This window comes from Streptomyces sp. SCSIO 30461, assembly GCF_037023745.1.
Taxonomy (GTDB): domain Bacteria; phylum Actinomycetota; class Actinomycetes; order Streptomycetales; family Streptomycetaceae; genus Streptomyces.
Genome location: NZ_CP146101.1, coordinates 7,714,475 through 7,741,036 on the forward strand (window position 1 = coordinate 7,714,475; position 26,562 = coordinate 7,741,036).

General features: G+C 68.6%; 22 protein-coding genes and 1 tRNA gene. 9 read left to right on the forward strand and 14 right to left on the reverse strand.

Annotated elements, in window-relative coordinates:
• Positions 1-265: 265 nt before the first annotated feature.
• Both V1460_RS34665 and V1460_RS34670 read left to right on the forward strand, forming a co-directional pair.
• On the forward strand, positions 266-1,354 hold the full coding sequence (locus tag V1460_RS34665; protein ID WP_338677546.1) for an ArsA-related P-loop ATPase: 1,089 nt from the start codon (positions 266-268) through the stop codon (positions 1,352-1,354).
• Entirely contained in the window at positions 1,354-2,652 is a 1,299-nt protein-coding gene (locus V1460_RS34670; protein ID WP_407077653.1) for an ArsA family ATPase, read from the forward strand. Before V1460_RS34665 ends, V1460_RS34670 begins: the two co-directional genes overlap by 1 nt.
• Before the next feature lie 311 nt (positions 2,653-2,963).
• On the opposite strand, the gene V1460_RS34675 is transcribed toward V1460_RS34670, so the two are convergent.
• Complete coding sequence (locus tag V1460_RS34675; protein WP_338677548.1) at positions 2,964-3,308, reverse strand: WhiB family transcriptional regulator; 345 nt, start codon at positions 3,306-3,308, stop codon at positions 2,964-2,966.
• 560 nt (positions 3,309-3,868) lie between these two features.
• Between V1460_RS34675 and V1460_RS34680 the strand changes: the two genes are divergently transcribed.
• Entirely contained in the window at positions 3,869-6,151 is a 2,283-nt protein-coding gene (locus V1460_RS34680) for a transglycosylase domain-containing protein (protein ID WP_338677549.1), read from the forward strand.
• A gap of 152 nt (positions 6,152-6,303) precedes the next feature.
• On the opposite strand, the gene V1460_RS34685 is transcribed toward V1460_RS34680, so the two are convergent.
• Entirely contained in the window at positions 6,304-6,768 is a 465-nt protein-coding gene (locus tag V1460_RS34685; RefSeq protein WP_338677550.1) for a GatB/YqeY domain-containing protein, read from the reverse strand.
• Between the two features lie 619 nt (positions 6,769-7,387).
• On the opposite strand from V1460_RS34685, the gene V1460_RS34690 reads away from it, so the two are divergent.
• The 4 genes from V1460_RS34690 to V1460_RS34705 all read left to right on the forward strand — a co-directional run bounded on the left by V1460_RS34690 (position 7,388) and on the right by V1460_RS34705 (position 14,332).
• A complete protein-coding gene (locus V1460_RS34690) occupies positions 7,388-8,740 on the forward strand; it encodes a glycosyltransferase family 87 protein (protein ID WP_338677551.1) in 1,353 nt (450 codons plus the stop codon).
• On the forward strand, positions 8,635-9,564 hold the full coding sequence (locus tag V1460_RS34695; protein WP_338677552.1) for a metallophosphoesterase: 930 nt from the start codon (positions 8,635-8,637) through the stop codon (positions 9,562-9,564). The genes V1460_RS34690 and V1460_RS34695 overlap by 106 nt, the downstream gene beginning before the upstream one ends.
• 133 nt (positions 9,565-9,697) lie before the next feature.
• Positions 9,698-9,771 (forward strand) — tRNA-Pro (locus V1460_RS34700).
• Between the two features lie 547 nt (positions 9,772-10,318).
• Entirely contained in the window at positions 10,319-14,332 is a 4,014-nt protein-coding gene (locus tag V1460_RS34705) for a WD40 repeat domain-containing protein (protein ID WP_338677553.1), read from the forward strand.
• Positions 14,333-14,560: 228 nt separating this feature from the next.
• On the opposite strand, the gene V1460_RS34710 is transcribed toward V1460_RS34705, so the two are convergent.
• From V1460_RS34710 to V1460_RS34760, 11 genes are all read right to left on the reverse strand, one after another.
• Entirely contained in the window at positions 14,561-16,069 is a 1,509-nt protein-coding gene (locus V1460_RS34710) for a LacI family DNA-binding transcriptional regulator (RefSeq protein WP_338677554.1), read from the reverse strand.
• A gap of 22 nt (positions 16,070-16,091) precedes the next feature.
• Entirely contained in the window at positions 16,092-16,433 is a 342-nt protein-coding gene (locus V1460_RS34715) for a helix-turn-helix domain-containing protein (protein WP_338677555.1), read from the reverse strand.
• Positions 16,430-17,452, reverse strand: coding sequence for an AAA family ATPase (locus tag V1460_RS34720; protein ID WP_338677556.1), 1,023 nt, complete (start codon positions 17,450-17,452; stop codon positions 16,430-16,432). Before V1460_RS34720 ends, V1460_RS34715 begins: the two co-directional genes overlap by 4 nt.
• On the reverse strand, positions 17,449-18,048 hold the full coding sequence (locus V1460_RS34725) for a hypothetical protein (RefSeq protein WP_338677557.1): 600 nt from the start codon (positions 18,046-18,048) through the stop codon (positions 17,449-17,451). The genes V1460_RS34720 and V1460_RS34725 overlap by 4 nt, the downstream gene beginning before the upstream one ends.
• A complete protein-coding gene (locus V1460_RS34730) occupies positions 18,045-18,929 on the reverse strand; it encodes a bifunctional DNA primase/polymerase (protein WP_338677558.1) in 885 nt (294 codons plus the stop codon). The genes V1460_RS34725 and V1460_RS34730 overlap by 4 nt, the downstream gene beginning before the upstream one ends.
• Before the next feature lie 198 nt (positions 18,930-19,127).
• Positions 19,128-19,322 (reverse strand): hypothetical protein, encoded by a 195-nt coding sequence (locus V1460_RS34735; protein ID WP_338677559.1) that lies wholly within the window; start codon positions 19,320-19,322, stop codon positions 19,128-19,130.
• A 143-nt stretch (positions 19,323-19,465) separates the two neighbouring features.
• Complete coding sequence (locus V1460_RS34740) at positions 19,466-19,720, reverse strand: hypothetical protein (protein ID WP_407077573.1); 255 nt, start codon at positions 19,718-19,720, stop codon at positions 19,466-19,468.
• Positions 19,721-19,861: 141 nt separating this feature from the next.
• Entirely contained in the window at positions 19,862-22,060 is a 2,199-nt protein-coding gene (locus V1460_RS34745; protein ID WP_407077574.1) for a cell division protein FtsK, read from the reverse strand.
• A gap of 93 nt (positions 22,061-22,153) precedes the next feature.
• Positions 22,154-23,089, reverse strand: a complete 936-nt coding sequence (locus V1460_RS34750; RefSeq protein ID WP_338677561.1) for a DUF2637 domain-containing protein — start codon at positions 23,087-23,089, stop codon at positions 22,154-22,156.
• The gene (locus tag V1460_RS34755) at positions 23,086-23,400 is read right to left on the reverse strand and encodes a hypothetical protein (protein WP_338677562.1); all 315 of its coding nucleotides are present in this window, start codon (positions 23,398-23,400) and stop codon (positions 23,086-23,088) included. The genes V1460_RS34750 and V1460_RS34755 overlap by 4 nt, the downstream gene beginning before the upstream one ends.
• 111 nt (positions 23,401-23,511) lie before the next feature.
• The gene (locus tag V1460_RS34760; RefSeq protein ID WP_338677563.1) at positions 23,512-23,886 is read right to left on the reverse strand and encodes a hypothetical protein; all 375 of its coding nucleotides are present in this window, start codon (positions 23,884-23,886) and stop codon (positions 23,512-23,514) included.
• Positions 23,887-24,210: 324 nt separating this feature from the next.
• Between V1460_RS34760 and V1460_RS34765 the strand changes: the two genes are divergently transcribed.
• Positions 24,211-24,999 carry a GntR family transcriptional regulator gene (locus tag V1460_RS34765; RefSeq protein WP_338677564.1) on the forward strand — a complete coding sequence of 263 codons (789 nt, stop codon included), beginning with the start codon at positions 24,211-24,213 and terminating at the stop codon, positions 24,997-24,999.
• Between the two features lie 5 nt (positions 25,000-25,004).
• Positions 25,005-25,787: a glycosyltransferase gene (locus V1460_RS34770; protein ID WP_338677565.1), complete on the forward strand. Its 783-nt coding sequence runs from the start codon at positions 25,005-25,007 to the stop codon at positions 25,785-25,787.
• On the opposite strand, the gene V1460_RS34775 is transcribed toward V1460_RS34770, so the two are convergent.
• Positions 25,763-26,518 (reverse strand): GntR family transcriptional regulator, encoded by a 756-nt coding sequence (locus V1460_RS34775; RefSeq protein WP_338677566.1) that lies wholly within the window; start codon positions 26,516-26,518, stop codon positions 25,763-25,765. The genes V1460_RS34770 and V1460_RS34775 overlap by 25 nt on opposite strands.
• Positions 26,519-26,562: the final 44 nt, after the last annotated feature.

Here is a 26,562-nt window from a genome sequence, read left to right on the forward strand (position 1 = left end):
CCGCGGGGGCCGCGCGGACCCGGTGCGTCTTCCGGCCGTCGCGAGTCCCCGATGAATCCCCGTATATCCCGGTAGACCTGTACAGACCTCTGCAGACCTCCGTGGGTCTCAGTGGATCCCCGAGTGCGGACATCCGAATGCAGGCGGCGGGCACACGTGCGGATCTCCGTGAGCGATTCCCTCCGTGCCCCGTGCCCCCCCACGTGACGCAGTCGGCAGGCGGCCACGTGCGTAGGGCACGGCCTGACTGGTTAGGCTCGAAGACGTGAGCAGGCTTCAGGTCGTCAGCGGCAAGGGCGGTACCGGTAAGACGACGGTCGCCGCAGCCCTCGCGCTCGCCCTCGCGACCGAGGGAAAGCGCACGCTTCTCGTAGAGGTCGAGGGCAGACAGGGCATCGCACAGCTCTTCGAGACGGAGGCTTTGCCGTACGAGGAACGCAAGATCGCGGTCGCTCCCGGCGGTGGCGAAGTGTTCGCGCTGGCCATCGACGCCGAGCGAGCGCTGCTCGACTACCTCCAGATGTTCTACAAACTGGGCTCTGCGGGCCGGGCGCTGAAGAAACTCGGCGCGATCGACTTCGCCACCACCGTCGCACCCGGCGTCCGGGACGTGCTGCTGACCGGCAAGGCCTGTGAGGCGGTGCGCCGGCGCACCGCCGACTCGAAGAACGGCCAGGGCCACTACGCGTACGACTACGTGGTCATGGACGCCCCGCCCACCGGCCGGATCACGCGCTTCCTCAACGTCAACGACGAGGTGGCGGGGCTGGCCAAGATCGGCCCGATACACAATCAGGCCCAGGCCGTGATGCGGGTCCTCAAGTCTCCCGAGACCGCCGTCCACTTGGTGACCCTGCTGGAGGAGATGCCCGTCCAGGAGACCGCGGACGGCATCGCCGACCTACGCGAGGCGGACCTTCCCACCGGGAACGTCATCGTCAACATGGTGCGACCGCACATCCTCGACGAGGAGGCGGTCCGTACGGCTGCGACCGCCGACCGCCGCAAGGACATCGCCAAGTCGCTGGCTGCTGCGGGCGTGAGCGGGGCCACCGGGCTGGTCGGCCCTCTGCTCGACCAGGCCGCCGAGCACGCGCAGCGCGTGGAGTTGGAGCGCGAGCAGCGCGCCGTGCTCGGTTCGCTGGGTCGGCCCACGTTCGAACTGCCGCTGCTGAGCGAAGGCGTCGACATCGCCGGGCTCTACCAGCTCGCTGCCGAACTGCGGAAGCAAGGCGTGAACGAGGACGGGGACAGCGCCACCTCGCCCGGATGCGGCGGGAACCGCGAGGGCACGGCCGACACAGGGGCCACAGCGGTCGCGGGGGACGCCGGAGAGAAGAGGAAGAACGGATGATGACGCCGCCGCCCATGACTCACGGCAGCGCCATGGAGAACGAACCGTCGCTCGCCATCGATCCGCTGCTCGACGACCCGGGCACCCGCATCATCGTGTGCTGCGGAGCGGGTGGGGTGGGCAAGACCACGACCGCGGCGGCCTTGGGCGTACGGGCGGCGGAGCGGGGTCGCAAGGCCGTCGTGCTGACCATCGACCCGGCTCGCAGGCTCGCCCAGTCGATGGGTATCGATCTGCTCGACAACACCCCTCGCCAGGTGGACGGCATCAAGGGCGAGGGTGAGTTGCACGCGATGATGCTGGACATGAAGCGGACCTTCGACGAGATCGTCGAGGCCCACGCGGATCCGGCTCGGGCCCGGGCGATCCTGGAGAACCCCTTCTATCAGTCCCTGTCGGCAGGTTTCGCGGGCACTCAGGAATACATGGCGATGGAGAAGCTCGGCCAACTCCGCGCCCGCGACGAGTGGGATCTGATCGTGGTCGACACTCCTCCTTCACGTTCGGCACTGGACTTCCTGGACGCGCCCAAACGGCTCGGGTCCTTCCTGGACGGGAAGTTCATCAAGCTGCTGATGACCCCGGCGAAGATGGGCGGCCGGGCCGGAATGAAGTTCCTGAACGTCGGCATGTCGATGATGACCGGGACACTCGGAAAGCTGCTGGGGGGTCAGCTGCTGAGGGACGTCCAGACTTTCGTCGCCGCCATGGACACGATGTTCGGCGGCTTCCGCACCCGCGCCGACGCCACGTACCGCCTGCTCCAGGCACCCGGCACCGCATTCCTTGTGGTCGCTGCCCCGGAGCGGGACGCACTGCGAGAGGCGGCGTATTTCGTGGAGCGGCTGGCAGCGGAGGAGATGCCGCTGGCGGGGCTGGTCCTCAACCGGGTCCATGGGAGCGGCGCCGCCGGCCTCTCGGCAGAGCGTGCACTCACCGTCGCGGAAAATCTTGATGAGAGCGGCATTGTGGATCAGGAGCCCGGGAAGACTCGTGTTCGTGGCTCCACGGGCACCTCTCCCACCTCTCCCACCTCTCCCGCCGTGGAGTCCGAGCCCGACCCACTCGTACGCACTCCCACGGCGCAGCTGACCGCGGGTCTACTGCGTCTGCATGCCGAACGGATGCAGGTGCTCGCCCGAGAGCAGCGGACCCGCGATCGATTCAGGGCGCTCCACCCAGATGTCGCGGTGGCTCAAGTGGGGGCCCTGCCTGGCGATGTTCACGACCTCGCGGGGCTCAGGACCATCGGTGAGCGGCTCGCGACCGGCGTTACTCCGTCCGCGGCGGTGAACTAAAGGGCTGTCCCGTGATGCCCGGCGGATCAGCGCGCGGCGTCAGATGTATGGGGTCTCCCCCGGCCCTTGGGGCCGAGGGGACGCATCGCAAGGCGAAGAGCCATCCTCATACTGGTGTATTCGGATGCTTCGACAACGCAGCGCCGGGGCACCTCCCGGCGAAGCCAGGGGGAGTGCCGTGGCCGGCGTCGTCCGCCCGCCGGGGATTGCGGGACGGCCTTTGGGCGGCAGTCGGCTGTGCGGCACCTCAGACCCAGGCGCCAACTCGACGAACCAACCCGCCCCTATCGCACCCGACTGAGCTGACCGGCCTATCCCGCTGCCGCGTACGACTCGTACGTCTCGTCGTCCTCCAGGCCCACGGGCAGGAGGCCCGCGCTCCGCTCGTACTCGGTACGAGCGGTCTCAAGAAGCCTGCGCCAGGAGGTGACGGTGGGGCGCCGGCGCAGCAGTGCGCGCCGCTCCCGCTCGGTCATTCCACCCCAAACGCCGAATTCGACACGATTGTCGAGCGCGTCAGCCAGGCACTCGGTGCGCACCGGGCATCCGGTGCACACTGCCTTGGCCCTGTTCTGCGCCGCTCCTTGCACGAACAGTTCATCCGGATCGGTAGTGCGGCAGGCTGCCTGCGCACTCCAGTCGGTTACCCAGCCCATTCCGGCGCCGTCCTCTCCCGAATCGAGGCTCCCCCACGGCGGCAAGCGGCATATTCACCGCTGCCAGTTGAGGACGTTACGGAAGGCGGGCACAGCGCAACACCCCCTTCGGGCCCAATCTTGAATGGCCCGAACGGACTATGGGTACGCGGCAGATCACCCAGGGGAGTGAGCGAAGGGCATATGCGACTATTCCGGCATTCGACCTGACTTTCGCGAATGCACGCCAAAGAACGGGCTGGGAATAACTTGAGCACGTCTTGAAGGTGTCACAGGGGGTGCGGGGGGTATTGATACGCGACCACATTGCTGTGACAGTTGAGGGCAGCTTAGGCCAACGCCTCGCCGTGTGTCCGGAGAATGAGAACACGGGTGCCATGGATCACACGTGTCACCTCCGCCCACCCGGACCGTACCGCCCTCACCGCGGCCGGGGTTGCGCCGTTCGAGTCGTACAATCCCGGATCCTCCTGGCCTCGGATGTCACGGTCTGGTACTCGAACACCCTCAGAGGCCCACACTCCTGGGGCGCGCCTCGCGCGACAGATTAGGCTGCCCCCATGGCAAACAAGCGCTCGGGCGGAGGTCTGACAGGGACCCAGCAGGCCGCCAAGTTCATCGGCGTCAGTGTGCTCTCCGGAGCAGTACTGGCAGGCCTAGCCCTGCCCGCCGCAGGCGCACTGGGGCTCGCGGCCAAGGGCACGGTCGAGGGGTTCGACACGATTCCCGCCAATATGAAGACGCCCCCGCTCAGCCAGCGCACCACCATCCTGGACGCCGAAGGCGGCCAGATCGCCACCGTCTACTCCCGCAACCGCACAGTCGTCCCACTCAAGGACATCTCGCCCCATATGCAGCGGGCGATCGTCGCGATCGAGGACGCACGCTTCTACCAGCACGGCGCGGTCGACCCCAAGGGCCTGCTCCGCGCGGCCAACACGAACGCCCAGGGCGGGGGCGTCAAGCAGGGCGGCTCTACCCTCACCCAGCAGTACGTCAAGAACGTCTTCATCGAGGAGGCGGGCGACGACCCGACCAAGGTCGCCCAGGCCACCCAGCAGACCATCGGCCGCAAGGTCCGCGAGCTCAAGTACGCGATCCAGGTCGAAAAGGAGCTCGGGAAGAAGAAGATCCTTGAGAACTACCTCAACATCACCTTCTTCGGCCAGCAGGCGTACGGCGTCGAGGCAGCCTCCAAGCGCTACTTCTCCAAGTCCGCCAAGGACCTGAATCTGGAGGAGGCGGCCCTGCTCGCGGGGATCGTGCAGTCCCCGAGCATCTACGACCCGGTCAACAACGAGAAGACCGCGACCCTTCGGCGCAACACCGTGCTGCAGCGGATGGCAGACATCCGCAGCATCACGCAGCAGGAGGCGGACGAGGCCAAGGCCAAACCGGTCCAGCTCGATCTCAGCAAGCCCAAGAACGGCTGCATCACATCCGTCGACGGTGCCGGCTTCTTCTGTGACTACGTGCGCAAGACGATGCTCTCCGACCCGACCTTCGGGAAGACGACGGAGGAGCGCCAGAGGCTGTGGGACCTCGGCGGTCTGACCATCAGGACCACGCTCGACCCGCGGGCCCAGGAGGCTGCCAACGAGGCGGCCACCGCCAAGGTCAACAAGGACGACAAGGTCGCGGCTGCCGTGGTGCAGCTTGAACCGGGCAGCGGCAAGATCCTCTCGATGGGGCAGTCGCGCCCGTACGGCCTCGACTCAAGCCGCCACGAGACGGTGCTCAACCTGTCGGTCGACGGCAAGATGGGCGGCACGACCTACGGCTTCCAGGTCGGCTCGACCTTCAAGCCGATCACGGCGGCGGCGGCCCTGGAGAAGGGGCTCAGCCCGGCGCAGTCGTTCTCCAGCGGCTGGAAGATCGACATGCCCTTGAACTCCTTCACGGAGTGTTCGGGGTCTCCTGCCGGGAGCGGGACCTGGGCAGTGCAGAACGAGCTGAAGTCGGAGACCGGCAGCTGGGACATGACGAGCGCGCTCGGCAAGTCCATCAACACCTACTTCGCCAAGCTGGAGCAGATGACCGGGCTCTGCGAGACGGTCGAGATGGCACAGAAGGTGGGCTACAAGACGGGCAAGGGGAAGAAGATCCCCGAGAAGCCGTCGATCACCCTCGGTTCCATCGAGAGCACCCCGCTGTCGATGGCCGCCGTCTACGCCACCTTCGCCAACCGCGGCACGTACTGCTCGCCGATCGCCATCGAGTCGGTGACCACCGCCGAGGGCAAGAACCTCAAGGTGCCGAAGTCCCGGTGCACTCGGGCGATGAGCGAGAGGACGGCTGACACCGTCAACCAGATGCTCAAGGGCGTGGTCGAGGACGGCACCGGCACCCAGGCCGGTCTCAGTGACCGGGACAACGCGGGCAAGACGGGTACCACCAACGACCGCAAGGACGCCTGGTTCGTCGGTTACACACCGAACCTCGCCACCGCAGTGTGGGTCGGTGACGACATCGGCGAGAAGACGTCGATGTTCAACATCAGGATCGGCGGCCGGTACTACGACAAGGTGTGCGGTGGCTGTCTGCCCGGTCCGATCTGGAAGATCGCGATGACCGGGGCGCTGGACGCCTCCGAGACGCCGTCCTTCGCCCCTGTCGACGTGCCGCGCGGCGATGCGCGCGACGGCTCCGAGGACGAGCGCGACGGTGACGGCGACCGGCGGCGCAAGCGTGACCGTGACAGGGGCGACGACGACGGCGACCAGGGAGGACCCTTCCCCGGGATCTCCCTCCCGCCCGGAGTCATCGGAGGCCTGGACGGCGGTGGTTCGAACCGCGGAGGCTCGAACGGCGGGCCGGCCAACGACACCGGCGGACGCAACTGAGGACTGAGAACCGATGAAGGGGCGGGAGTGACTCCCGCCCCTTCATCCTTCCCTGGGGAAGTCCGGAACCTCCCCAGGGAAGTCCATGGAGGATCTCGATACCTTCTCGATGCCTCACCGGAAGCCCTTCCGCACGGGACAGGGCTCGCCGATCAACCCGCCAGCAGCTTCTTGACCGCCGCGGCGACCCGGCCGCCCTCGGCCCTGCCTGCCACCTTGGGGTTCACGATCTTCATGACGGCACCCATCGCACGAGGTCCCTCGGCACCCGCCGCACGGGCCTCGTCGACGGCCTGCGACACGATGGCGGTCAGCTCGTCGTCCGACAGCTGCCTCGGCAGATAGGCGTCAAGCAGCTCGCCCTCCCGCCGCTCGCGCTCCGCCTGTTCGGTACGCCCGCCCTGACTGAAGGCCTCGGCCGCCTCGCGGCGCTTCTTCGCCTCCTTGGCGATCACCTTCTGCACCTCGTCATCGGAGAGCTCACGCGCCTCCTTGCCCGCGACCTCCTCCTTGGTGATCGCGGCGAGGGTCAGCCGGAGCGTGGACGAGCGCAGTTCATCGCGCGCCTTGATCGCCTCGGTAAGGTCGTCGTGAAGCTTGGACTTGAGCGTGGTCATGCCCCCGATTGTGGCAGGTACGCGCCCTGCGGCGCCCGCGCATTACGTCCGCTCGGGGCGCGGGTGCGGGCCGTTTCCCGACAGTCGGCCGTACCGGGCACCGCCGTGTCCGATGTGCACGGCCGACTGACGCGAGGCGCGACGCGCGATGCACGCATGATCCGGCAGCAGGGACCGGCCCGTACGGCTCACCGGACCGCGGCCTCACAGAATTCACCGTCCCAGCCTGGCACTCGGCCCGTATCGCCACTACGGTGCTCGCCGTGATCGCCTTCTGGGGGCGGCCCCGACCAGGCCGCCCGGTTTACGCACTCGGCCCGCGCTTGCCCGCAATCGCCCTCCTCGGACCGGCGGTCCGTCTCCGGTATGTACTGTGGGGTCTGTTCCTGATCGCCGCCGCCGCGCCCAACGGCTTGGTACGGCCGCGTCGCGCCGCAGCTGTGGCAAGTGTGCCGGCGCCCGCCGTACCACCGAGCCGCTCCGCCACACCGGACCGGCCAACGGTGTTGCCCACAGTCGGCGGCGCGGCAGCCGTACTCGTGCTGTGGTGCGCCCAGCGGTCCACCGCCCGGGGTTCCTCGGGACTGTGCCGCCGTACCGAACTGCTGGGGAGCCCCGCATGAGACCGCCGTCCACCACTCTGGGCAGGGTCTCCACAGCACTCGCCCTCACCGCAGCCGTCACCGCTTTCCTGATCTTCGTACCGCTGCATCGCCACTGGTTCGATCTCAAGGTCTACTACGGCACCATCGGCTACTGGGGAGACGGCGGCCGGATCTACGACTACCTCAAGCCGGGCACGCACTACGGCTTCACCTACCCGCCCTTCGCGGCGCTCGTCATGCTGCCGATGATGGTGGTCGACTGGTACAGCGCCATAGCCATCAGCCAGTCGCTGAACCTCGTGGCGGGGGCGGTCATCCTCTGTGTCTGCGCCGACGCCACCATCCGCCGCGAGCGCTGGACCAGATGGTTCGCGTACGCCGTGCTGGCCTGCCTCCTCGCCTGGATGGAGCCGGTGCGTGACACGGCGAGCTTCGGCCAGGTGAACCTGCTGCTACTGGCCCTGGTCCTCACCGACGCCTGGTTGCTGACCTCGCCCACCGCGCGGGCGCGCGGGCTGCACCGGCTGGCCGGCCTCGGGATCGGGCTCGCGGCGGCGATCAAGCTCACCCCGGCGATCTTCATCGTCTATCTGCTGGTCACCCGGCGACTGCGGGCGGCCGGTACGGCGATCGCCGTAGCGGGCGGCGCGACCGTGCTCGCGGCCTGGGCGGACCGGGAGGCGTCACGGACGTTCTGGACAGAGGCGATGTGGAACACCGACCGCGTCGGTTCACTCGCCTTCGTGTCGAACCAGTCCTGGCAGGGCATGCTGGCCCGCCTCACCGAGCCGTTCGCCGAACCCAGCAAGGCCGTCTGGGCCATCGGTGTCGTGCTGCTGCTCTCCCTCTGGGTCTGGCGTGCCCGGCGCGCCGTCGCGACCGGGGACGAACTGGCCGGTTTCGCCCTCACGGGCATCACCGCCTGCCTGGTGAGTCCGGTCACCTGGGTGCACCACCTCGTGTGGCTGATCCCCGCCATCGCGGTACTCGCGGACACGGGGCTGCGCTCGCCCCGCGGCGGCGAACGGCGCAAGCGGCTCCTGCTCGCCGCCGCCGCCAGCTATGCGCTGCTGTGCAGCAGCGTCGTCTGGATGTGGCGGTACAACCAGGGCGGCGTCCCGGGGATCATCGGCAGCAACGCGTACGTATGGATCTCGCTCGCCCTGCTGCTTCTGCTCCCCTTCCGACCTGCCCGGGAAGGGCACGAGATCGAGAGCCCCAGGTCGTCGGACCACATGGCCCCGTCTGCGACGATGGGCGTATGCGCGCACGATACGGAGTCCCCCTTGCCATCACGGCCGTCGGCGCAGCCGGGCTCGCCTACGCCGCCGGAATCGAAGCACGCTCCTTCCGGCTCCGGCGTGTAACGGTCCCTGTCCTCCCCCACGGGATGCGCCCACTGCGCGTACTCCAGGTCTCCGACATCCACATGGTGCGCGGCCAGTACAAGAAGCGCGCCTGGCTCCAGTCGCTGGCAGGTCTGCGCCCCGACCTCGTGGTCAACACAGGCGACAACCTCTCGGACACCGAGGGCATTCCGGAGGTGCTGGACTCGCTGGGCCCGCTCTTCGACTTCCCCGGCGTCTACGTGTTCGGCTCCAACGACTACTACGGCCCGAGGCTGCGCAACCCCGCCCGCTACCTGCTGGAGAAGGTCCAGGGCCGGCACGGCCTCAACGGCAACGCCCCCGTGGTCGGCGCCGTCCACAATCCGTGGGAGGACATCCGCGACGCCTTCGACGCGGCGGGCTGGCTGGGCCTGAACAACGCACGAGCCCGCCTGAAGCTGGACGGCGGTATCGAGCTCGCCTTCACCGGCCTGGACGACCCCCACATCAAGCGCGACCGCTACGCCCACGTCGCGGGCGGCCCGGCCCAGGACGCCGACTTCTCCATGGCCGTCGTCCACGCCCCCTACCTGCGCTCCCTGGACTCGTTCACGGCCGACGGGTACCCCCTGATCCTCGCCGGCCACACCCACGGGGGCCAGCTCCGCGTCCCCTTCTACGGTGCCCTGGTCACCAACTGCGACCTCGACACGGACCGCGCCAGGGGCCTGTCCACCCACACATCCACAGGTCGCACCGCCTACCTCCACGTCTCCGCAGGTTGCGGTACCAACCGCTACACCCCGATCCGCTTCGCCTGCCCTCCGGAGGCCACCCTTCTGACCCTCACCCCGCGTGCCTAGCCCCTCACGGCGCGGGCCCGGCAGACCGAGCCGACGTTGCGGCGGGGCCCCTGGGGTGGTCCGGAAAACCGGATTTCGTCTCCGGGCGCAGGTGGGCTAAAGTAATCGACGTCGCCGCGAGAGCGAGCGACATCGGGGTGTAGCGCAGCTTGGCAGCGCGCTTCGTTCGGGACGAAGAGGTCGTGGGTTCAAATCCCGCCACCCCGACAGAGAAGTACCAGGTCAGGGCCGGTATCCGGAAACGGATACCGGCCCTGACTCGTTCTCGGAGGCGGTTGGGGAGTGAGCGGGGAGTGGATCATGGAAATCGCACTCCCGGGGAGTGGGCCGCGAGCCGCGTCACACGGAAGTACCCCTGAAGGCTCGTGCTCGATCGACGAGCTTCGATGGCGAGGAGCGGCCCCTTCAGAAAGAAGGGGCCGCTCCTCGCCTCTGCCCGACTCGATGATCGCCCGCGTCGTTCGGCACCGGTCCCTCCCCTCGTGGGGACCGGTACCGAACGGTGGGTACGACAGCGATCCACGCCGCTGCGATGCGGATCGAGGAAGGGCCGACTCCGTGGTCGAGCGTTGGCTGCGCGTCTCTGAACGGATGGCTGATTCCAACCGCGCGGCTGATTCGCTTACGAATGCCGATCCTGCCATCTTCGACTGACACCAAGGGGGTTTAAGCGCCCATCAAACGACTTCGCCGCAGGTCAGCCATATAGAGTGGGTTTTCCGGTCCGGACGCCCAATGCGATTGGAAGTGAGGGGTGGGGGCCTTGAGTTCCGACTCAGGGATACGCACAGTCTTCGCGGAGCGTCTCGCACTGCTGTACAAGGAAGCCGGCAACCCTCCACTCAAACGCGTGTCCGAGTCGGTCGTCCGCCTCCAGCGGGTCGATGAGCGAGGGCGCTCTGTACGGGTGTCCGCTCAGCGGATCAGCGACTGGCGACGAGCCAAGAACGTGCCGGCGCAGTTCGCCGCCCTCGCGGCGGTACTGCACATCCTCATCCCCGAAGCACGCCGCTCCCGGCCCACACCGGTGTCCAAGGCGCTGTACGACCTGGACGAGTGGCGCCTTCTGTGGGAACGCGCGGTAGGCGACCCGGTCGGTGACCGCGTCGCGGCATCCGCCGAGGAAGACGAGACTCCCCCGGTCGACGCGCCGACCGCCTCAGTGGTGTGTCCGTATCGGGGCCTCGCTGCGTACCGCCCGCAGGACGCCAGTTGGTTCTTCGGCCGGGAGCGAAGCACGGATGCCCTCGTCGCCCAGCTCGGCGCGGCGGAGAAGACGGGCGGCTTGGTCATGCTCGTGGGCGCCTCGGGGGCGGGAAAGTCCTCCTTGCTGAACGCCGGTCTGGTGCCTGCGTTGAAGGACGGCGCCGGGGAAGACCTAGACAGCCGGGCACGGACAGTGCTTCAACTCGTGCCGGGATCCGACCCTCTCGCTGAGCTGATTCGTCACATCCCCGAACTCGCGAGCATCGTCGCCGGCATGGCCCCCACGGCGATGGAAGCCGGGGATCCACGAATCGGGCGCCGGGTGAGAGATGCCGTCGCCGACTGGGCACGACGCGAGTCGCCCGCACCCGCCGCACGTCCGGTCGTCATCGCGGATCAGTTCGAGGAAACGTTCACGCTCTGCCTGAGCGAGGCAAGCAGGCGCAGGTTCATCCAGATCCTCCACGCCGTGTGCACGTCGCCCGACCCGAGTGAGCCTGCCCCCGCGCTTGTCGTCCTCGGCATACGCGCCGACTTCTACGAGCTGTGCCTCGGGTATCCCGAACTGGCCGACGCGCTGCAACACCGGCACATGGTGCTCGGTCCCTTGTCGGCTGCGGAGCTGCGCGAAGCGGTGACCGGACCGGCCAAGGCCGTGGGTCTGGAGCTCGAAACGGGACTCGCGGAACTGATCGTCCGAGAAGTGAGCACCGGCGGCCCCCGCGGGGCGCACGACGCCGGGGTGCTGCCACTCCTCTCCCACGCCATGCTCGCCACTTGGCAGCGGCGCAAGGCGGGGCGGCTGACGCTGGCCGGCTATCGCGCGGCAGGCGGTATACAGGGAGCAGTGGCGGCGACCGCCGAGCAGGCGTGGTCCAGTCTGGATCCGGCGTCGCGCGAGGCCGCGAGGCTCCTCCTGCTCAGACTCGTCCGGCTGGGCGAGGACACGCAGGCCACCCGTCGACGAGGGACGCGGCGCCAACTGGCCGAGGAGGCCTCGGACTCCCAGAAGACGGAACAGTCACTCGAAGCACTGGTGCGAGCCCGGTTGGTGACACTCGACGCCGAGACTGTGGAGATCACCCATGAGGCATTGCTCCATGCCTGGCCACGCCTTCGCGACTGGATCGACGACGGCAGGAACGACCACCTGCTTCGCCAGCGCCTGGAGGAGGACGGCAGAGCCTGGCAGGAGTCTGACCGTGACCCGTCGCTGCTCTATCGGGGCTCCCGTCTGGATCAGGCCCGCTGCTGGGCGGATTCCGCAGACGACACCTTCCTGACCCGGAGCGCGGTGGACTTCCTGGCCGCCTCCGTCCGACTGCGCAAGCGCATGGTCTGGATCGGCCGCAGCGCGGTGGCCGCGCTCGTCGCTCTGGCGGTCCTGGCCGCCGGTTCAGCGGTGGTCGCCTGGCAGCAGCGAAACGACGCCGTATTCGAGCAGGTGCTCGCCGAAGCGGACCGCGTTCAGAACACGGATCCGTCCCTGGCCGCTCAACTCAACTTGGTCGCACATCGATTGCGCCCGAACGACGAGGGCGCCCGCAACCGGCTGCTCTCCATAGTGAACGCGCCGCTTGCCTCACCGCTCCTCGGTCACACCGGCGCCGTCTATCTCACCTCGTTCAGCCCGAACGGACGGCTCCTGGCCACCGCCAGCTACGACCGCACCGTACGCCTGTGGGATGTGGCGGATCCGAGCCGCCCGATGCCACTGGGAAAGCCGCTCACCGGCCACACGAGTTGGGTGAGCAGCGCTGTCTTCAGCCCGGACGGCAGCACTCTTGCGAGTGCCGGAGACGATGGCACGATCCGCCTGTGGAATGTGCGGGACCCTCGCCGCCCGCGGCAGATCGGCGCGCCCCTTACCGGCCATGACAGCACCATCTACCTTCTTGCCTTCAGTCCGGACGGCCGCACTCTGGCCTCCGCCAGCGAGGATCGCACCGTACGCCTGTGGGACACGGCCGACCCTCGCCGATCGCAGGCGCTCAGCGCTCTGACCGGGCATTCCGACGCGGTGCGTTCCCTCGCCTTCAGCCCCGACGGGCGGACTCTCGCCACCGGTGGTGATGACAACACGATCAGGCTGTGGGACATCACCGACCGGCTTCAACCAGCCGCGATCGAAGCCGTGCTGAGAGGTCATACGGACACGGTGCACTCCGTGGCCTTCAGCCCTGACGGCCGGACTCTCGCCAGCGGCAGCTCGGACAACAGCATCCGGCTCTGGAACATGTCCGGACCACGGCAGGCATCACCGCTCGGCGCACCGCTCACCGGGCACACGGGCCCTGTGTGGTCCGTTGCCTTCAGCCCCGACGGCACCATGCTCGCCGCTGCCAGCGCGGACAGCACGGCGAGCCTCTGGAACGTCAGCGATCCCGCGTACCCGTCGCAGGTAGGCGAGCCCCTCGCAGGGAGCAGTGGCGAGATCTACGCACTGGGCTTCAGCCCGGACGGGAAGACCCTGGCTACGGGGAGCGGGGACAACAAGGTCCGTTTGTGGTCGATACCCACGTCGGACATGATCGGACGTCTCGGAGCGTTCCGCCCCGATGGCGGGGTACTCGCCACGGCCGCACGCGACGGACGAGTCCGGCTGTGGAACGTGGAAACCCCGGAGCGGCCCGTCCTGCTCAGCAGACCGTTCATGCCGGGGCAGGGCGATGTGCGTTCACTGGTGTTCTCGCCCAAGGGCCACACCTTGGCGGTGCTGACAGGACGCCGCGCTGTGCAACTGTGGAACCTCACCGACCCGACCCGACCTGTGCCCCACGGACAGCCGGTCGCACTGCGCACGCGGTTCGCGGGCCCCGGCACGATCGCGTTCAGCCCGGATGGGCGCACACTGGCAACCACCCATGACGACCGGACCATACAACTGTGGAACGTCAGCGATCCGTCCCGCCTCGTTCCGCTCGGTGCACCGCTCGCCGACCACAAGGGCTACGTCAACTCCCTCGCGTTCAGCCCGGACGGCCGGACTCTCGCCAGCGGAAGTGCGGACGACGCCATCCTGCTCTGGAACGTGTCCGACCCGCGTCGGACGGCCCGACTCGGCGCGCCACTCACGGGGCACCTCGGCCCCATCAACACTCTCGCCTACAGCCCTGACGGCCACACGTTGGCCAGCGGCAGCGACGACAACACGGTTCAGCTCTGGAACATCACAGACCCACGCAAGGGATCCAGACTCGGTTCTCCCCTGACCGGCCACACCGGAGCCGTCGTATCGCTGACGTTCAGCCGGAACGGCCGCACGCTTGCCAGCGGGGGCAACGACAACATGGTCCGGCTCTGGAACATCACCGTTCCTTCCAAGGCCGACCCCATCGGTCAATCGATGAGCCCCAATGCCAAAACGGGGAATTTCCTGTCGTTCAGCCCGGGGAACCGCATGCTGGGAGTGTCGAGTGGTACCGATACGGTCCGGCTGTGGAACCTCGACGTCGAAGACGCCGTTCGCCGCATTTGCTCGACCACACGGGGGGTGCTGACGGCGGATAGATGGGCCGAGTATCTACCCCGTCTCTCGTACGAGCCTCCGTGCGACCAGTAGTCGAGCAGAGGCTCGGCTGGCCCTTTCCCAGGGGTATGCGGTATGCAGGCAGTCCGAGATGAGTGACACGAGGAACAAATGGCTTGCGTTGAAGGGCACTTGGTTCCCACTGAGCAAAAGCCTTGTTAGTGTGGGGAGTGCCCGATCGCTGGTGCATCCCCCGTCGCCAGCGATCGGGCACTTCTATGAGGGCTGCCGCGGGACGGCACGGCCCTTTTCAGCAGCGAACTAGCGGAAACTCTTCAGCAGCTCGTCGAGGATCCCGACCGCTGATCGCGGATGCATCGCCGCTCTCTCGTCGAGCGATGCCTGCCACTGTTCGGTCAAGCCGTCCAGCAGGCGCTGCCGCATACCTGAAGTGATGTGCGTGTACCGAGCCTGCACCGAGCCGTCTTCGTGGCCCAGCCTCTCGTCCATGAGCTTCGGTGGGGTGCCCAGGTCCTCCATAACCGTCTTGTGCGTATGCCGAAGTCCATGCGGTGTGAGCCCCCGCGCGATCGGCAGCCAGCATGCCTCGGCACGGCCGGAGGCGTTCCGGCCCCGGGCGGGGACGCCAGGCCACGGATGCGCCATCACGGGAACCGGGTGAGCTTCGTTCGGCGCCTTCTTCGGGTACCAGCCGGTGGCGGCCGGCTGGAACAACCAGGTAGCGAACCCGGTTCGTCGCCAGTGCGCGGCCGTGTTCCCCGATGGAACCGCACGCACATAGCCGAGTTCCGCGATGGCCAGCTCGACCTTGAGACGCTTTGACTCCGATACGGATTCCGGCCGGTTCAGGACATTCGAGACCGTGCCCACGGAGACCCCGGATCGACGAGCAACGTCGACCACCTTCGGGCCGGGCTGCCGAGCGGCGCCATTGGCGAGACCGTAACCGTTGAACACGTGGGTACGACCGTGGCACTCGCATCGCCGTGAACCGGCACCGGACAGATGCCCGGTGACCAGAGAGGAGAGCCAATGCGGGATATCAATCGTCCGGTATGAGTCGTCTTTGGGAGGACAGTGGTGCAACTCACCCGAGTCAAGCTCATATAACTGCCATTCCACCCGTACCGCCGCATTGCGCACGAACCTGGTTTCCAGCCCTACGATTTCACCCCACCGCATTCCGGTGTAGCCCATGAGCACCACGGCCACGAACTCGTCGTCCCGCCCGGACAGGAGCGCCGCCCGCTCAGCGATGAGCAGAATGCCCAGCGCGTCGGTCACCACCTTCTCCGGGCCACGGTTGTGCGAGCGTCCGGCGCGCTTCCCGCGCCCACGCCGCTTGGTGGCAGGGTTTACCGAGATCAGCCCCTCGTCGACAGCATCAGCGAAGACGAGATGAAGCGTCGCGCGCCACGTCTTCACGCTGGAAGCCGCGTAGGGCGCCTTCTCCTTCCTCTCCCATGCGGCGACGTCCACCGATCTGATGTCGGCCAGCGTCTTCTCCGCGAACTCCGGGAGAAGGTGCTCCTCGATGTGCCGCCTGTAGTTCTGCATGGTGGAGGCGGCCAGATCCTGGCGCGCGTACCACTCGTTCACGTACTCGGCGAAGGTGATCCGGCCGGCCTGGGGATCGCGCCAGGAGCCATCCCGTACTTTCGCCTCGTGGTCGTTCGCAGCCTTCGCGGCCTCACGCTTCGTCGTGAATCGCACGGTGTCGCCGTTGGCATCCACGACGGTGCGGAGCACTCCAGGCGCGATCCAGTACCGACCCCGGTACCAATCCCCGCGCTTCTCGCCGTACCCCAATGTCTCTCTCCTTCCCGGGCATTCAGACGGCCGCGAACGCGACGGCTCGGCGGGGACGCTTGGCACGGAGACGTAGGCCCGTCGGCACGGTCTGGGGCCTGCGCTGGGAGCGGGCGCCCTGCGCAGCTTCAGGCGGGGACTCCGTTCCGCGGCTTGGGCGTTCCTCGAAGACCCGAACGATCTCGTCGACGTGCTCGGCGGTGAAGCGGTAGGCCCCGCCGAGGCGCGTGAACGGAATGCGCCGCTTGCGCGCCTGTTCCTTCACCCACCACTCGGAACACCCCAGGGCTTCGGCGATCTCCGCCGGCCGGAATAGGTAGGGCAGAGTGACTGCGGTGACACTGTGACGGCTGTGACTGGTCATTCCTGTCCCCCGTTCTCGGACGGCACGACGTAGCCGCCGTCCTTTCTGATGAGCTGGACGTCCTTGGCCATCCGTGAGCAGGTCTGGCGGACGAGGTCCGGTTCCAGTCCCGTGCCCTCGGTGATGGCCTTCGGCCTGGCCCCGGGGTTCGCGCGGACGAAGCGCAGGATCGTCGCGCGGGTGTCACCGATGGTGTGGTCGGCGGCGGGGCCCTCGAGGAGTTGCCAGGCTCCGGCCTCCGCGTAGAAGCGGAGCGCGTATTCGGCCTCGTCCACGTCGCGACCGGTCACATGGAGAACGCCGTCGGCCTGGCCGCGGGAGCGCTTCAGGACCAGCGTGGCGTCGGCGGCGCCCGCGAGGCCGTTCGTGCCGGAGACCTCGGCGAGGAAGTCATCCGAGCCTGCCTTGCGCACATGGTGGACCAGGACCATGGCGACGCCGTAGTGGTCCGCGATCCGCTTCGCGTGTCCGACGGCTGCGTAGTCCGCGTCGTATGCCGAGGCGCCAGGGGCCGAATGTCCGCGCATCTTCGCGAAGACGTCGATGACGACCATCCGTGCCTCGGGGTTGCGGTCGAGCCACTGGGCGATCGCCTCGTTCCCGCCCTGGGGCAGCGGCGGGCACGAGGTGGCGAGCGTCAGTGTGGCCGGGGCGGGTCGGCCGCCGAGGATCTTCCGCATGCGGGTCTGGAGTCGGCGCGGGGTGTCCTCCAGCGCCAGGTACAGCACGGGGCCGCCCTCGACCGGGATGGTGTCCATGGCGGTACCGCCACCGGCGACCGACAGGCCCAGACCCAGGGAGAGCCAGGACTTGCCGACCTTGGGCGGCCCCGCGAGGAGGTTGACGCCCTCGGAGAGGATCCCGGGAACGGCCCACTTGGGCTCGGGGAACTCCGTCGCCATCAGCTCGTCGGCCGTCCAGGCGGTGCGGATGCGCTGCTGGGCGGGCTGCAACGGCTGCGGCTCCGGGGCAGGGTGGGTGGAGTACAGATGGGGCGTGGTGTTGGAGTTGTCGGTCACTTCGCCTCATCGCTCTCTCGGGTCTGCGCGGCGATCCACTTCGCGGCAGCGGAGCAGGAGGTGAAGCCGTCCCGTGCCCGCTCCCAGCGAATTGCGCCGATCCCGTAGGTGCCGTTCGGCGTCGGCATTGCGACGGCCGAGAACTGCTTCCCTCCGCGCGGCCCGCGTCCCTCGTGGATCTCGCCGACCACGTCTGATGCCGTCAGTCGAGGCGGTTTGCCGCGGGTGACCAGGAATTCGTGGGGCTCGGCGTCGAACCAGGGCTGCCCCGGCCACAGGTAGAGACCGGCCGCCTTGCGCGGAGCCTCGCCGAATCCGGTCTCCCGGGTGGTCATACGGTGGTTGCCAGCACTCTCGCCGCTGATGATGTGAGCGACGTGGCAGGTGAGACAGACCACCCGCACCGCCATACGCGGGTACGAACCCCCGTGGTCGCAGTCCTCGTTCGGGCAGCGGTGCCGCCCGGTCGCGCCGCCGTACGACGAGCGGTAGTGCTCGTCCTCGCGGACGTCGACCGTCCATGACGGTCGGAGGCAGGACGGTCCGTGGGGCAGCTCGCGCCAACCGAGATAGGTGTCACGAATGCTGAGGTTCACGCAGCCCTCCTTGTGACGGTGCGAGGCTTGCGCGCACCGGCGCGGAGCCCGGAGTCGATGGTGCGCAGGGCCTCCGACTCGTGCAGGCCCTGCCCTACAGCGGCGGCGGCGAGCTTCGCCACCACATCGCTCGCGGGCAGCTCTCCGCCCGCGACGAGTTGCCCGAGTGCCACGGACGCCTGGTAGAGGGCGGTGTTCCGGTTGCCGTTGACGGCCCGTGCGATCCGCTGGACCTCCCCGGCCACAGCAGCCGCGAGGTAGCGGTCGAGGCCGTTGACGGCGAGCAGCGACACGTCCAGCGGCCTCTGCGGCGGCAGCGGCGCCGGGGCGAGGAGCTTCGCCAGCCAGCTCGGGAGCGGCGCCGGAAGCGCGTCATGGACGACCTGGTACGAGCGGCCGTCGACTGTGCTGCCCGCGCCCACGACGTAGCCGCCGTTCGCACGCGTGTCGATCTTCCAGCCGAGCCTGCCCGCCGTGTTCCGCAGCGCGGTGCCGGTCGGGGCCGTGAAGTAGAGGTGGAGGCCTCCGCTGACGGTGCGGACGGTGTAGGTGTCGGAGGGGTAGCGCTTGCCGTGCTCCTCGGCGAGCCGGCTGAGCGAGTCAGCGCCGCCGGTCACACCGGCCGACGTCGCCGCAGGCGGACGGTCTCCCTCGTCCTTGGGGACATCCAGGTCCACGACGACCAGACGGGAAGGTCCGGTGGCGACCCCGAGGTTGTAGGCACCGGCCGACCAGCAGCGTGTGAGCCGGGCGGGGTCGGTCGTGGCGCGGGACTCCCACGAGCACACAGCAGGGCGCTTGCCGTCCGGGACGAGCGGGAAGACGTGCCAGCCCCGCTCAGCGGCCTGAAGGACTGCCGGGGGTGGGGTGAAGTGGTGCATCCTGATGGCACCTCCTGATTCCTTGGATGGGATGGGGAGGACCGGGGCAGCGGGCTTCGTTGGCCCGTCGACCGCTGCCCCGGGCCGATTCAGTGGTTCTGTGCGAGCCGCCGGACGCGGTACTCCTCGCGGACGTACGCCTGGCGGTCCCCGGCGGCGGCAAGGTGACCGCCCGGGGATCGAGCACGGAGCTCCCGCCTACGAGTCCAGGTCCGGGATCGCGTTGGCGAGGGCGGCCATGAACTGGTCGATGGCCGGCGCGGCCGGGGTGTGGGAGAGGTAGTAGCCGAAGAGCACCGCGACCACGGCCGCGACGCCCCCGACCGACTTCGAGCGGATGAGCAGGAAGAGCAGTACGCCGAAGAGGAGCAGGGCGGAGATCGTGAAGGTCAACGTCGTGCCTCCGTTACGGGAGTGCGGGCGAGACGGCCGGGCAGGGTGGCTCGGTGTCGGAGGTGGCGGCGTTGGCCGCGAGTCCGAGCAGCAGACCGAGCAGTGCGAGGTACAGGACTCGGCGCATGAAAGTCCTCCCTGTGTCAACGGGCGGCGTCGCGGTGCAGCCGTGCGACGGTGTTGTAGAGGCGGCGGCCGATCCGGAAGCGCTGTCCGTAGCCCTCGCAGCGACGGCAGTCCCGCCCGCGCTTGAGCCGCCCGCTGAGGCGGGAGACGCGGACCCGGGCTCCCCAGCCGCCGCACTTGCGGCAGGCGCCGAGGGGGCTGGCCGCGCACAGGGCTGCGTAGCTGAGTGTGATGAGCAGAAGAGCGATGACGAGGTCGAACCACATGGGCATGGAAACCCCTCTCCAGGCTGGTTTCTGGGGTTGTTCATGGAGTGGCGCTAGGCGCTAGCGCGCAGCTCAGAGGCCATTGAGGCCGCTAGCGGGGGTGCTAGGCCTAGCGGGGTGACCCGCTAGGTCCAGCAGCGCGGACGGCTAGGCCGCGGCGGCTCCGCCGTCACGTTCGGCGATGGCCTTGAGAAGGTCGGCGCGTTTGATGCCGCGCCGGTTCGCGCCCTTGCCGTCCTCCGCTGTGCCCCACACCTGGCCGGAGCGGACGCCGTACGGTTTGAGCGCGAGGGTCAGTTGTTCGCCCGTCCAGTCGCCGTATACCCCGGGCCGCAACTCGGCGAGGGCGGCGACGGCCACCTCGTTCCAGACCTTGTGACTGGTGTCGGGGATGGCGGCGATGAGATCGGCGAGCAGATCGTATGACGGGGATTCCGGGCCCTCCGGCTGTTCGCCTGCGGCATGGCCCGCGAGCGTTCCGGCACGTTCACGCAGGGCACGGGCCCGGAGCGCGATGCGGTCGGCCTCCACCGCGTCGATGAACGCGGACCGTACGATCCGGGCGTCCGCGCCTTCGCCGAGGAAGTAGCAGACGCCCTTCTCGGACCAGGCGAACAGGGTGGCCCGTACGCCGCGCTTGTAAGCGCCGGTGCCGAGCACCATGTCGTTCTCGACCTGGCCCATGACCTTCAGGCACCAGCGAGCGGAGGCGTTGGCGCTGATCGGCTTCGGGATGCTGTCCTTGTCCGGCCGCTGGGTCGCCAGCAGCAGCACAATGCCTGTCGCCGGGCCGCGCTTGACCAGGTCGACGCAGATCTCCTCGAACTCCGCGCCGTGCTTGTCGTGCTCGAACCAGACCTGGCACTCGTCCACACCGATGACGATCGGGTGCAGTCCCAGCGAGCGTTTCGACGCCAGCTCGGTCGTCACCTTGGACTCGGGGCAGATGTCCTTGGGCAGGGACCGGATCACCTTGGCCCGCCGCCGCATCTCCTCCCGGATCTGCCTGAGGTCGGCGATGGCGTACTCGATGTCCGCCTCCTCCTCGCCTGCCCGGTGCCGGTAGCCCACGCGGTCGCCGACCGCGTCGAGGTCGCCGGTGCCCTTGAGGTCGTACGTGTGGAGCTCCGAGCGCACGTCGAGCGCGGCGATGAGGAGCAGCAGGCGGAGCAGGAAGGTCTTGCCCATCCGGGGAATCGCGCCGATAACGCCGGCGATGAACATCAGGGTGATGCCGACCCATCGGCCGCGCTGGTCGGTACCCCAGTCGATCGGCCGGAAGAGGTCCACGGTGCCGGACTTGGCGAGCGGCCACGGCGTCTGCCGGGTCTTCGAGAGGTCCTGGTCGCCGACCCACAGCCGGAGGTGCCCGGTGTGTTCGTCGGTGACGGACTCCGGCCAGACGCAGCCGAGCGGGCGGCGCAGACCGGACGCCAGACGTTCGCGCCGGTCGGCCACGTCGGTCACGGTGACTCCGTACGGGAGGTCTCCCTCCGCGAGCCAACCGGGGCCGTCGCGGGTGATGGGCGCGGTGAAGGTGAACCCGGGGCCGCCCTTGGCCTGGTCCTGGTTGATCGCGGGGATGCCGAGGGAGCCCAGGGCGCGGAGGACGATATCGCTCGTGAGCTTGGTGGCCTTCGGGATCTCGACGGCCCGGTTGATGACCGGAGCGTCGGCCGACTGTCCCAGCCGACCGAGCGTCAGCACTCCGGTCGCCATCGCGAGCGCGGTCAGCCAGGTCGGGGCGAGGACGTACAGAGCCAGGGCGACGATCGGCCCGACGGTGCCCGCGACGAGTGACACGATCGACCGCCACCGGACCCGGCGGTCACGCTGCCGGGAGAGCTTGAGGTAGTCGCCGACGTCCTCACGGCTGGCGGCGTCCTGCCGCAGCGGCTCGCCCTCGGCGTCCGACACCCAGCGCATCACGTTGCCGAGGAACCGTGCGGCTCCCAGCGGCGCCTGCACGGTGAGCCGGAGCGCGTACCAGGGCGTTCGTACGGCGTGATAGGCGGCTACATGCCACGCGTACGCGGCGACCCCCTTCCCCGCGGTGGTGAACTCGCCCCATGACCGCACCCACGCGGGGATCACAGGGCGCCGTCTGGAGCCGAGGACACGGTCCACGAGCGCGGGGCCCGAGGGGCCGCCGGGCTGGTCCACTGTGATCATGCCGGTAGGGTCGGCCGACTCTCCGGGTTCTGGACCGACCGACTCAGCGGAGCCAACAGGCCTCGGTGCTCCGTCCTTCGGCGCGGACGCCGACTCCGGGGAGTGGGTGGCAATCTCTTTCTCCAGTCGCGCGAACAGTTCGCGCTCGTGAGCGTCACCGCTCTCGTGTTTCACTGACGTTCCTTCCTGTCAGACGGAGGGACAGCCGGGCCCGGCCCTACCCGCCAAAGCAGCGGCCGGGCCCGGCAACAGGTGAGGTCTTCGGCGTCAGACGCTTGCCGGATCGGGAAGCATCTGCTCCTCGCGTTCGGCTTTGAGGACGTCGCGCAGCCGACGGGACCGGTCCTGGCTGCAACCGACCGCCTTGCGGATGCGTTCGGCATCCAGGCGTTCGTACGGCCAGTCGGCGGTCTCCGCGCGTCCCTTGCCGAGTGCTTCGTCCCAGCTCATGCGGGGACTGCTCTTGTCGTGCCGGGCGCGGCGACGCGGCCGGGGATCGCGGCGTTCGGGCTCATCCGCGCCGGTCTTTTCGTCTGGGGCCATCCCGGGGTCGAGTTCGCCCATCCGGAGAAGTACGAGGTCACGGCGCGGCGCCCGCGAGCGCCATCGGTGTCCGTAGTGCTCGCGCAGCTCGGCGCGGGCGAGCAAGCGCCGCTTCTCCACCCGCAAGGCCTCGCGGTAGTCGGTCAGCTCCCAGAGCACCATGCGGCGCCACAGCGCGAGCGTCGCGCGGGGTGCGAAGAGCCAGCGGGAGCGGCGGATACGTTCCATCCGCCGGCCCGTGGCCGCGCCGATCCGCACGGCGTACCCGTGGGCGACGATTTCGCTGAGGACGACCCACAGAAGCGGCATCGTCCCGTGTGCGATCCGGGCGGAGAGCGAGGAGCCGGCTGCGATGTTCAGCCAGCACGTGACGAGCGTCAGCGCCCACGGCACCACGCGCACCCAGGCCAGCGGCATGCCGAACCTGACGAGCAGGAGGTTCGCCGCGGTGAAGACGGGGATCGCGAAGTCGATGCCGATCGGCAGCATCCAGGGGTGGGTGAAGCCCCATCGCTCCGCCGTCTGTGAGACGGAGTCGAACGAGGAAGCCAGCCCGAGGCCGCCGACTCCTGCACCGGCCGGGGCGACCGCGCCGAGCAGTAGGCGTTCGCCCCTCGTCAGCGGCGGAAGGGTCGCGCTGTGCGGTGCTCCCCCGTTCACGCGGCCTTCCTCGACCACGGGGGGTGGGGTGCCGTGACCCCGTCCCCCAGTTGCACGACGCTCATCAGTTGCTCGGCATAGAGCGTGTTGAGCAGCGACACCTCATCGGTGTCACTCGACTCGCGCAGTTCCCCCAGCACGTCACCCGCTGCGGCGAGCCGGACTGCGCGCTGTTCGGGGGTCTCGTCCGGCATGCCGAGGAACAGTTCGCGGAAGTCCTCGGGCATCGGGATGTCGAACTCGAACCCGTAGGCCAGTTCGACGAATTCAACGGCGTTCACGGCCTCTTGGCCGCCAACGTACGTGCGCATCGACCTCTCCTGAGTCCTGGATGCGGGCTTGGATGGGATGGGAGAGCCGAGGGCGGTGGGCATCGTGTGGCCCGTCGACCACCGTCCTCGGCTGAGAAGTGCGAGGGGCCGTCAGACGCGGAAGCGGCGAGGCCCGGTCAGGCGCACCCACGACTGGAACGTGAGTTTCACGGCGGTGCAGCAGCCGAGGCCCGTGAGGAAGGCCAGCGGCCAATCAGCGCCGAGCGCCCAGGCGGAACGCCAGCCGACCACGGCGGTGGCCAGGGCGACGACCAGTGCGAGCACGGATACGACGGTGTGGGCAGCGGTCGGCGGTCGGCTGTAGCGAGCCACGAGGTCCAGGTCATAGGGCGCTGCCAGCCGTACGCCTCCGCCCGAGAGCCGGAGCGCGACGAGGTTGCCTTCCGCACTGGTGGTCAGTCCGGCCACGGTGGCAAGGGCCATGTCGCTGCGGTCGCGGACGACGTCGCCGATGGCGAGCTGCATGGATACCTCCTTGGAACAGATGACGGGCCCAGGGCGGAAGCCCCGCCCCGGGGGTTGGCGCCGTTTCGGACGGCGGCGCCGAAGATCAAGTGAGCTGTTCTTTCAAGGCACGCTGTGGAGTTCTCAAGGAGCGGATGCGGCCCTCGTACTCACCCCTGCGGGCTTTCCTCCGGGCATCGGGCACTGCAACTCCTAAAGAGTTCATGTCCTCAAGACCTCTTTAGGAGTTGATTTGGACTATGACGTACGAGCTCCCTGGTCGTCAAGACCTCTTAAGGAGTCGTATGCTGGCGTCGCCCCTCGATCAGGAACGGTGAGCACCACATGGCCAAGGCGTACGAGAAGATCGCCGACGAGCTGCGGGAAGCTATCCGCGCAGGTCAGATGCGCCCGGGTGACAAGCTTCCGGCCGAGACCGCGTTGGCCGGGCGGCACCGGAAGAGCGTCCCCACGATCCGCGAGGCGCTACGCCTTTTGCAGGACGAGGGGCTCATCGAGAAGCAACACGGCCGGGGCAACTTCGTCCGCCGGCCCCGCACTCGCGTCCTTCGCACGAACCTGCGCCATCAGTGGGAGAAGAACCGTGCCCGCGAGCCCGAGCGGGAGCGGCTGCAGACCGGCGCCACGGAGCATGACACCGGCCTCCAGGTGAACGATCTCGTCTTCAGCGCCTCCTACGGGGAGGCCAAGGCGGACAAGGGTCTGGCCGAGGCCTTCGGGGTATCCGAGGGCGCATCGCTGGTCGAGCGGGTCTACCGGACGCGGTACGCGGCGGAGACCGCGCCCTTCGCCCTGGTGAGTTCGTACCTCGTACGCGACATGGTCGCCGTGAACCCCGACCTCCTGGACGAGACGAAGGAGCCGTGGCCCGGCGGCACCCAGAACCAACTGCTGACGCTCGGCATCGAGCTCGACCGCATCGAGGAGCGGATCACCGCCCGCCCACCGACGCCCGAAGAAGCCGAGGAGTTGGAGCTCCCTCCCGGGACGTCGGTCATCGTCCTGCGTAAAACCTCGTACGACACCGACGACCGCGCCGTGGAGATCTCCGATGTCACCTTGCCCGGCGACCGCACGGAACTCCTGTTCACCACTCCCCTGGAAAGGTGGTGAGTGCCGTGGCCCGGCGCGTCATCATCGTCACCGCTGTCCACGTCCCGTCGGCGCAGTTCCTGCCGGACGCATACAAGTCGATCTGCGAGCAGGAGCTCCCCGACGACTGGGAATGGCGCTGGGTCATTCAGGAAGACGGCAAGACGGACCAGGTCAGCCCGCACGTCCCCGACAGTGATGAGCGCGTGGTCTTCCGTCAGGGGCGGCCGGGCGGCCCCGGCGTCGCACGCATGATGGCCATGGCCCACGCGGACGGCGAATACGTCAAGGTCCTGGACGCCGACGACCAGTTGGCGCCTGGCGCACTGGCCCGCGACCTGGCCGCGCTCGAAGCGGACGCGTCGATCGGCTGGGCGACGTCCCGCGTGCTCGACTTCCTGCCTGACGGCTCGACTGCCGGTTTCCCGGGCGACCCGGACGCCGGCCCGATCGAGCCTGGCGAAGTGCTGGAGTACTGGAAGGCGAACGGCTTCCGCGCCCAGGTGCACCCGGCGACCCTCTTCGTGCGCCGTGACCTGCTCCTCGCCCTGGGAGGTTGGATGGCGCTTCCGGCATCCGAGGACACCGGGCTGCTGATGGCCCTGAACGCGACGAGCCGTGGCTGGTTCTCCCCGGAGGTGGGTCTCCTCTACCGCAAGTGGCCTGGACAGGCGACGAGCCAGCCCTCCCATATGGAGGCAGCCGAGCGCGACGCGCGCATGGCGGTCGTGGAGGCGAGGGCGCGCGCGCTCGCGGACCTCGGGTGGAGCTACCCCGCCGAAGGTCAGTGGCGGACCGGAACCTCGTAGACGATCTCGCAGAGCGCCGCTGGTACGACGATGTCCGCCGTTTCCACCGGCCGCCCGTCGTCGCTGTAGTACGTCCGCCGGATGTGCGTGACCAACGACGCCTTCTGGATGCCGAGGAGAGACGCCTCCTCGGCGTTCGCCTGCCGTGGCTCCGGCTGCTCCACGGCATGGCTCACGGTGATATCGATCTCCGCCATGCGGTCCGCCACGCCTGCCCCCGCGTGCGGGCCGCCTTCGGGAAGGACGATGAGGGTCCCGCCGGTGAGCTCGTACGGCTCCCAACTTGTGGAGAGTTGCACCGGCCGCCCGTCGGCGAGGAACTCGTAATCGGTGCGCACACAGGGATCTCCCTCGGCGATGCCGAGACGCGCCGCGATTTCCGCAGGGGCGGGGATCTTCGCCTCGGTCCGGCTCTCCCAGTCGCCGCGCTTGCCGACCGCCTGCATGTCCGCCCGGAACGGGGAGCCACCGCGTTCCTCACGCGCCGAGGAACGGACCACCCGCACGCGCTGCCGGGGCTCGGCGACGTACGTCCCTGAGCCTGCCCGGCCTTCCAAGACACCCTGAGAGATCAGCAGTTCCTGTGCTCGGCGGACCACGTTGTCCCCCACCCCGCACTCCTGTGCGATCTGGGCGCGGGAAGGAAGCCGGTCCCCCGGTGTCCACTCGCCTTCCGCGATGCGCTGTCGGAGCACGTCGGCGATACGCAGATACGGCGGCTGCTCAGGCATATGGAAAATCTAGTCCACTAGCTCTAATCTAGTTAACTAGCTTG